Consider the following 7,679-nt stretch of genomic DNA (forward strand, 5'->3'; position numbering starts at 1 on the left):
GCGGTTTGACCCCGCCCGCGTGACGAGACCAGGCCGAACCAGGTGCCGCGCCTGACCGGCGGGGCATGCGGGCTTTCCCAGAGTCATGGCTCCCCGCGACCCGCCGGCCGGTGAGTTTGATGTTCGGCCAACGGAGGGTGTTCTGTGGAGGTGCGGCGTATCACAGTCCAAGGGCCGGAGTCGGTCGCCGAGTTTTATCAATCGATGGCCGACCGTTGCGAGTCGGCGCAGGAGCGGCGACTACCACAGTGCATGCTCGATCTGTTGCGGGAATTGTCCGCAGGCGGATCGGAGCCGGTGGTCTGGGGGCTGACCTCGCACGAGCGGTTGGGCCTCCGCGCTGTCGACGACTGGCAGGCGCCATCGTTGGTATCCATCGAGCCGACGACGTCCGGCGCCTGGCATATCGAATGCGCGCTGCCGGCTGACTGGCGCCCGTGGCCGGCCGCGGTTGTGCGAGGGCATACGGCGGAGTTGGCCGAGGCGGTGCGCCGGGTTTGGATCGGGTTGCGGTGGGCTGGTTTGTCAGTGGGTGGCGCGGACGCCAAACAAAACATTGCAGGTGACCGGGAACCCGAGTCGCGGTTGACGGGTTGAAGTCGCCTCGGCTCCGGCCGCTGAGTTTGGTTGTTCGGCAAGGGAGGTATAAATGGTCAAAATATTTCCGGGAGTGATTGCGGTCGTTTCCATCGTCATATGGCCAGCATGGGCGGCCCCTCGTTTGAAACCGCAATCGCCGACGGTTGAGGAGGAACTCAAGCGGATGCAAGGGACCTGGCGTTATCTGAGTCAGAGTATCGGCGGACTGGAACTGAATGAGAAGGACCGCGATCGCATTTGGGTGGAGATCGAGGGCGAGCGACTGACCAAGACGGGAGCGGCGGGCGGCGGGCGGCGATACAAAGTCGTGATAGACCCGGTGGCCAGCCCGCGACGGATTGACTTGGTGTCGATTGACCATCCATCTGGCAAGACGTTCACTCACACAGGCATCTATGAGTGGGACGGAGAGTTCCTGCGAATGTGTTTCGACAACACCGGTGTCGAGCGGCCGAAGGAATTTAAAGCATTGGAAGGCCGTGAAAATATCTACCTGTCCGTTCTAAAACGTCGAGATAAGTAGAAGCCGAACCAGGCGCTGCGGCTGACCGGTGGCCTCAGCCGTCGTAATGTGGCCGGAGTCGTTCCGGCCCCGGCCGCTGAGTTTTGGTGTTCGGCGGCGGAGGCGTGTCATGAGTTTCCATCGCACGCGACGCACAGATGATCTCCTCGGCTGGCTGACATTCGCGGCTTGCCTTCTGGCGACGGTGATCGGGGGGGCCTGTCTTTGGGTCGGCGTGGCGGAGGGCGAGCGCGTGCTTGTCGCCGCCGCGGTTGTGTGGCTCGTCGGGTTCGCGGCCCTGGATGCCTTTAGTGGGTGGCGGCTGGTCCGGCCGGCCGCGTTGGAGTTCAGAGTTGAGAGAGGCGTGGCGCGGTGGGGGCCGGTCGGACGACCGGATCGCCAGCGGCGGCTGTCCCTGACCGACGTGCGACGGGTCGTGGTCAATCGGCGGGAAGGGGAGGTTTGGGCGGAGACCGACGCCATTGCTCTGGAGCCATTCGGGGGCGATGTCTTGGTCCGGTGGTCGGACCGGCGGGCGCTGGTCGGGTTCCTGCGGCAACACCACCCCGAGGTGCCCGTCATTGAGGTGGGCCAGGCATCCAACCCCGCCGAACCCGGCGCTGTAGCGGGCCAGGGCCGCACGTAGGTTTTTCGGAGTGCAAGGAACTGCGGCGGTCCCGGCCGCTGAGTTTGGTCGTTCGGCGGCAGGAGATGAGCGCTGGTCGTTTTAGGTAGGGGCACACAAATGACGATGGCCGTCTGTTTCAAGTGCGGGGTGATCAAATTCGGCGCGTTCGTTCCGTGTCCGGAGTGCTCTGGCGCCCCGCAAACGGAGGATGATCTCGCCCTGTCGCTGGCAATGACCGATCACTATTTCGACATGCCGACGCTAAGGCAGATGGGCGCCGCCGTTCGGGACGGCAAGCCCCCGCACCTCGATCCCCAAACCCACGCCCAGTTAATCGAGACAATCCGCAGTTCAGGGATGCTCGCCAAACTGGCCGGGCTGCCTCCTCCCCCGGACGGGAAAGCTCCGCAAGGCGAGCAGCGGCCTCCTCCGAAGAAGCCGTGGTGGAGGTTTTGGTGATCGACTGGCAACGCCGAACAATCCTACGGCAGACGGCGGCTCTTTTTAGCTGACCGGGGACCTCAGCCGTCGTCATGTGGCCAAGGTTGTTCCGGCCGCTGAGCTGTGTCGACGATGAAGCCGTCGTTGAATCAAGCCAGTTTTGGTTGGTTTTCCGGGGAAGAGATGGAATGAAGGCGGCTCTTGGTGGCAAGTCAGCCGGCTTCGTTCCCTATCCCCCCGTCCTCACGCTTCCTTCCGAAGCGGAGTCGTCGCCACTTTGTTGTCTTCATCCATCAACCGTTGTTGATCCGTTTCTGACGAGCCGCCTCCACTGGATTCCGACGACCATTGTCCCGCTTCCCCAAAAACGACGGTTTGCATGGATCCTTTCGGCTCGCCAAGAACCCGGCTCGTCGCCGACGCCGACAAGATTGGCCTCGCTCCGGTGGCCTTTTTCGGGAATGATTTTGACAGACAACGGCGAGCCGGTTAGCCTGCGGCTGACGCGGCGGGGCTCTTGGGGCTTGACAATCAGCATGAATGGGAATCACGAAAACCTCATGTCCAACCCCGGCCGCCCGCCGGGGCGAGAGAGGAACCGTTGACTCGGAGGAAAATTGATTCATGAAGCGAACAAGTCGTCCCTTCCTGCTCCTGGCGGCGCCGGTCCTTCTTCTGTTGGTTTGCGGCTGCGGCAAATTGCGCCGCGCGAAGTCAGACGCATCCGCCTCGCAAGCGCCGGCGGCGGCGTTCACGAGGGCGAACTACATGCGGCTTGAACCCGGCTTGTCCGAACCGGAAGTGGTCGCCATGTTTGGCCCGCCGCAGGAGACGTGGACCGAGTGGAAGGATTCCAAAAAGAGTGTCTGGATCAATGGAAGCCAGAAAGTGACCGTGACGTTTCAAGGCGACCAGTTGATCGCGTCCTCCTATCCGGGCGAGGCCGAGGAGCGGCGCCGACAAAGGGCCGCCCATCAGGCGGCGGCCGTCCTCATGACTCCCCTGCGCGAGTATGTGCTGAAGAATCACAACCGCTTTCCCGCCAGGCTGGAGGAACTGGACCTGACCCCTCTCAAGGGGCATCCCGACACGATGGCCGTGCTGAAGCGAGGCGATATCGTCATCCCGTGGGGAAAATCGGCAAACCGGCTGGTGTGGGCCCATTGGAAAGAAGCCCCGGAATACGGCGGGTGGTACGTTCGCTTTGACGACAATAGTTTTGAGCGGGTCACGCCGGCGGAGTTTGCGAAGCTCAACGCGATCCTGCTGACCGCCGACACCATCCCCGCCGACATCGTGGCCAAGAGCGCGCCCGAGCCTGGCAAGCCGGACCCGTTCGCCGCCGCCGAGCGCAGCGACCGGGGCACCCAGGGATTCTTCACCTCCGCCGAAATGCTGCCGCTGTTGAAAAGCAAACCGGCGAATCTCGACGAGGTGGCGGCCCACATGGTCCGCAGCCATAACAATGTCGTGATGCTGCGCCGCCTGGAAAAAGGCGAACTGATCGTCCGCTGGGGACGCGACCCGAAGCAGGGCGTCTACGCCTATCCTCGCGGCTTCCCCAAGGCCGGAAGCTGGGCCATTTACAACGGGCAATGGGCAGCCTTCGCACGGCTCGAAGACGCGCAAAAAGCGTTTGACGAGTAACCCGGCGCCCCAGATTGGCGATGAAAACGCCTCGGCAACCCCGTTGCCCGCATTCCCGGCGGCCCTTCATGAGACGCCATGCCGGGGACTTTGCATGGAGATCAACTCCCGGAATCTCGCGGGTGTTTGAACGAACAGCCAGGCTGGCGTTTGACAAGTGATATTGTGACGGTTACGCTGACGGCTGCTCGGTCGTTGCGTAAACCAGCAACGGCAACCGGGTATAGACCAATCTCCCGGTTGTGGGATGAAATCCAATGGGGTTGGTCTAATCACTGTTCGGCGGTAGCAGTCAGAGGGTGTGGTGAGCATCTACGGGTACTTGAACTGCCATGACTGCCGCCAGACGCTGTGGCTGGGCAAAGCGCTCCGCCGGGACTGCCGCCCTTTCGCGTTCCACATTGGTGGTCCGGAGTTGTCGCCGCACTGGGCGAGGCCGCAGCTCAACCAAGTGGTCTGGAAGTTCTTGGCGGATCACACCGGACACCGGATCGACGTGCGGTTGGAAGACCAGATGACCGACGCGGAGCATGCCTGTCAGGAGATCGGCGGCGACCGCGACGAAGACATCAGTTTCGAGTCATACCTCGCCGGGTGGCCGGGGTTGACTGTCGGTGGTGACAGTCCGGCCGCCGAACCAGACGTTGCAGGTGACCGGGGACCTCAGTCGTCGTGAATGGGTCGGAGTCGTTTCGGTCCCGGCCGCTGAGTTCGGTCGTTCGGCTCGCCAAGAACCCGATCCCCCAGCGGCGCCAGAACGATTTGCCGGACCCTTTCTTTTTCCCTTTTGAGAATTCGCTTGCATGGCCCCGCCCGCCCCGGCTAATCTTTGGTCTGGAGCAAGGCCGCCATGCCCGACACAACGAACCCCAAACCGCGTTTGTTGGATCAATTGCGGGAGGCCTGCCGGGTTCGGCATTACAGCATCCGCACGGAGGAGGCTTATCACGACTGGGCCAGACGCTTTATCCTGTTTCATGGAAAGCGCCATCCGGCCGGGATGGGCGTCGCGGAGATCAACCAGTTTCTAACGCATCTGGCGGTCGAGGGGGGCGTGAGCGCCAGCACCCAGAACCAGGCGTTCAGCGCGATTATGTTTCTGTATCAGAAAGTCTTGGAGACCAATCCGGGCGCGATTGAAGGGGTGATCCGCGCCAACCGCCCCCGCCGGTTGCCGGTGGTTCTCACTCAAAACGAGGTGCGCGGGGTTTTGGCCGGATTGGACGGCACGTATCGCCTGATCGGGCTGATGCTGTACGGAACCGGAATGCAGATGCTGGAATGTTTGCGGCTGCGGGTGAAGGATCTGGACTTCGCCCTCAACCAAGTGATGGTCCGCGAGGGGAAGGGAAACAAAGACCGCCGGACCATGTTGCCGCAAGCCGTCCATCGCGACCTCCTTGAGCATCTGCAACGGGTGCGCGAACTTCACGACGAGGATTTGCGTCAGGGTTTGGGGGCGGTTTATCTGCCTCATGCGCTGGAGAGAAAATATCCAAACGCCGCCCGCGAATGGAAATGGCAATATGTTTTCCCGGCGGCCCGATTTTCCAAGGACCCGAGGAGCGGCCTTCGGCGCCGGCATCACGCCAATGAAGGAGCGGTCAGCCGGGCGATCACGGCGGCGGTGCGGGCCAGCGGAATCACGAAGAAGGCGAGCGCCCACACCTTGCGGCATTCTTTTGCGACTCATTTGCTGGAAGGCGGCGCGGACATTCGCACCGTGCAAGAACTGCTCGGCCATGAGGATGTCAGCACGACAATGATTTATACTCATGTGCTCAATCGCGGGGCGACTGGAACGAAAAGCCCGCTTGATCAATTATGATCGGGCCTCAATCGGCGCAATGTATCATTAGTGTGATAGATCGCGCCAAGTTTTCGCTCTGGCTGACTCGTCGAAAAGTAATCAAGATGTTGTCGGAATGAAGGTTACGCCGATTCTGAATCGTGTTCGGCATCGGGAAACGGCTAAAAACCAACCGTGATAGCTTGCGCAGGGGCGCAAGCTAATAGCAAGTTCGGCGGCATGGCATGGGTTCGGAAAGCGTCAGTCGGGTGGTCAGGTAGTGGGTAAAGTTGTCGGTGCCGATGGGCGAAGCGGGTTGAGAAGGGCGAAAGACAAAACACTTCGCCCGGCGACGGTCGCCGGGGGAGAGAACAAGGTTTTCGGCCGAACAAGTCGTTGCAGTTGACCGGCGACCTCCGTCGCCGTGTAGCGGCCGGGGATTCTCCGGCGCCGGCAACTGAACTTGGGCGTTCGGCAGCATGGGCATGGGTTCGGAAAGTTCAAGTCGCCGGGTGGGACAGTGGGTGAAGTCGTCGGTGCCGATGGTGGAAGCGGGTCGAGAAGGGCGAAAGACAAAGCACTTCGCCCGGTGATGGTCGCCGGTGGAGAGAACGAGGTTTCAAGCCGAACAAGTCGTTGCAGCCGACCGGGACCTCAGTCGCGGATGGAAGGTTCCAGTTTTCCCGGCCCGGCGGCTGAACTGGGTCGTTCGGCGGCATGGGCGAGGATTCGGGAAGCGCCAGTCGGTTGGTCGGGTAGTGGGTAAAGTTGTCCGTGCCGATGGGCGAAGCGGGTAGCGAAGGGCGACAGACAAAGCACTTCGCCCGGTGACGGTCGCCGGTGGAGAGAATGAGGTTTTCGGCCGAACAAGTCGTTGCAGTTGACCGGCGACCTGTGTCGCGGTGAAATGGCCGGAGGTTTTCCGGCGCCGGCAACTGAACTGAGTCGTTCGGCGGTGGAGGAGGATCCGTGATGCTATCGGAGCCTGAGCCGCAGATTCAGGTTGTGACCTACCTCTTGCTGGCCATCCGCGATGGGATTGACCGCTACCGACTCCACCCCGGAACCGAGACGCCAGATTGGTACGATATGTCTGGCCGACTCCGACCCGGAGCCGAAACGCCTTGGTGGTACGTGTCTGGCCAATACAACGGGCAGGAATTAGAGTTGCATGGTCCGATCGCAGAGACTGCCCAAAAATTCTCCGGTGTCCTCGCCGATTTATCTGGGAACAACGGAGCATGGTCCCGATTCCGTCAGTGGGTGCGTCGTCATTGGGGCGGTACGGAGTTCGGGAACTTTCAGTTCCCAGTTGGCCACGGGACTGTCAGGATAGAGTATAAAGTCCGTTGGTCGCGTCGCGCGGTCGCCGAGTTGGAAATCATGGTGGGTGCGATAGACGACACGCTTGTGGAAGCAGCGCACCGAGATTTGCAGGCATTCGTTATCACTGACGATTCCTAGACACCGAACAAAGCGTTGCAGGTGACCGGGGGCCTCAGCCCTCGTAATATTGGTGCCAGCCGCTCCGGCCCCGGCCCCTGAACTCGGGCGTTCGGCAGCATGGATGCGGATTCGGAAAGCATCAGTCGGGTATCGGGTAAAGTTGTTCGTGCCGATGGTGGAAGCGGGTTAAGAAGGGCGAAAGACAAAGCACTTCGCCCGGTGATAGTCGCCGGACGAGGGAACAAGGTTTCCGGCCGAACAAGTCGTTGCAGTTGACCGGCGACCCATGTCGCGGTGAAGTGGCCGGGGGTACTCCGGCGCCGGCAACTGAACTTGGGCGTTCGGCAGCATGGGCATGGGTTCGGAAAGTTCAAGTCGCCGGGTGGGACAGTGGGTGAAGTCGTCGGTGCCGATGGTGGAAGCGGGTCGAGAAGGGCGAAAGACAAAGCACTTCGCCCGGTGATGGTCGCCGGTGGAGAGAACGAGGTTTCAAGCCGAACAAGTCGTTGCAGCCGACCGGGACCTCAGTCGCGGATGGAAGGTTCCAGTTTTCCCGGCCCGGCGGCTGAACTGGGTCGTTCGGCGGCATGGCATGGGTTCGGAAAGCGTCAGTCGGGTGGTCAGGT

The 7,679-nt window shown here is 61.7% G+C and carries 7 protein-coding genes; all 7 read left to right on the top strand.

What is annotated here, in order from left to right; all coding sequences use genetic code 11:
* The first annotated feature begins 150 nt into the window (after positions 1-150).
* Positions 151-597, top strand: coding sequence for a hypothetical protein (locus BGIM_RS55615; RefSeq protein ID WP_157369869.1), 447 nt, complete (start codon positions 151-153; stop codon positions 595-597).
* A 52-nt stretch (positions 598-649) separates the two neighbouring features.
* Positions 650-1,123, top strand: coding sequence for a TIGR03067 domain-containing protein (locus BGIM_RS0143220; protein ID WP_020475809.1), 474 nt, complete (start codon positions 650-652; stop codon positions 1,121-1,123).
* Between the two features lie 109 nt (positions 1,124-1,232).
* Positions 1,233-1,748: a hypothetical protein gene (locus tag BGIM_RS0143225; protein ID WP_020475810.1), complete on the top strand. Its 516-nt coding sequence runs from the start codon at positions 1,233-1,235 to the stop codon at positions 1,746-1,748.
* Positions 1,749-1,847: 99 nt separating this feature from the next.
* On the top strand, positions 1,848-2,189 hold the full coding sequence (locus BGIM_RS0143230; protein WP_020475811.1) for a hypothetical protein: 342 nt from the start codon (positions 1,848-1,850) through the stop codon (positions 2,187-2,189).
* 606 nt (positions 2,190-2,795) lie between these two features.
* Entirely contained in the window at positions 2,796-3,818 is a 1,023-nt protein-coding gene (locus BGIM_RS0143245; protein WP_020475814.1) for a hypothetical protein, read from the top strand.
* A gap of 304 nt (positions 3,819-4,122) precedes the next feature.
* Positions 4,123-4,494 carry a hypothetical protein gene (locus BGIM_RS0143250; protein ID WP_020475815.1) on the top strand — a complete coding sequence of 124 codons (372 nt, stop codon included), beginning with the start codon at positions 4,123-4,125 and terminating at the stop codon, positions 4,492-4,494.
* Positions 4,495-4,668: 174 nt separating this feature from the next.
* Complete coding sequence (locus tag BGIM_RS0143255) at positions 4,669-5,646, top strand: integron integrase (protein ID WP_020475816.1); 978 nt, start codon at positions 4,669-4,671, stop codon at positions 5,644-5,646.
* Positions 5,647-7,679: the final 2,033 nt, after the last annotated feature.

The sequence above is a fragment of the Zavarzinella formosa DSM 19928 genome, from assembly GCF_000255705.1.
Taxonomy (GTDB): domain Bacteria; phylum Planctomycetota; class Planctomycetia; order Gemmatales; family Gemmataceae; genus Zavarzinella; species Zavarzinella formosa.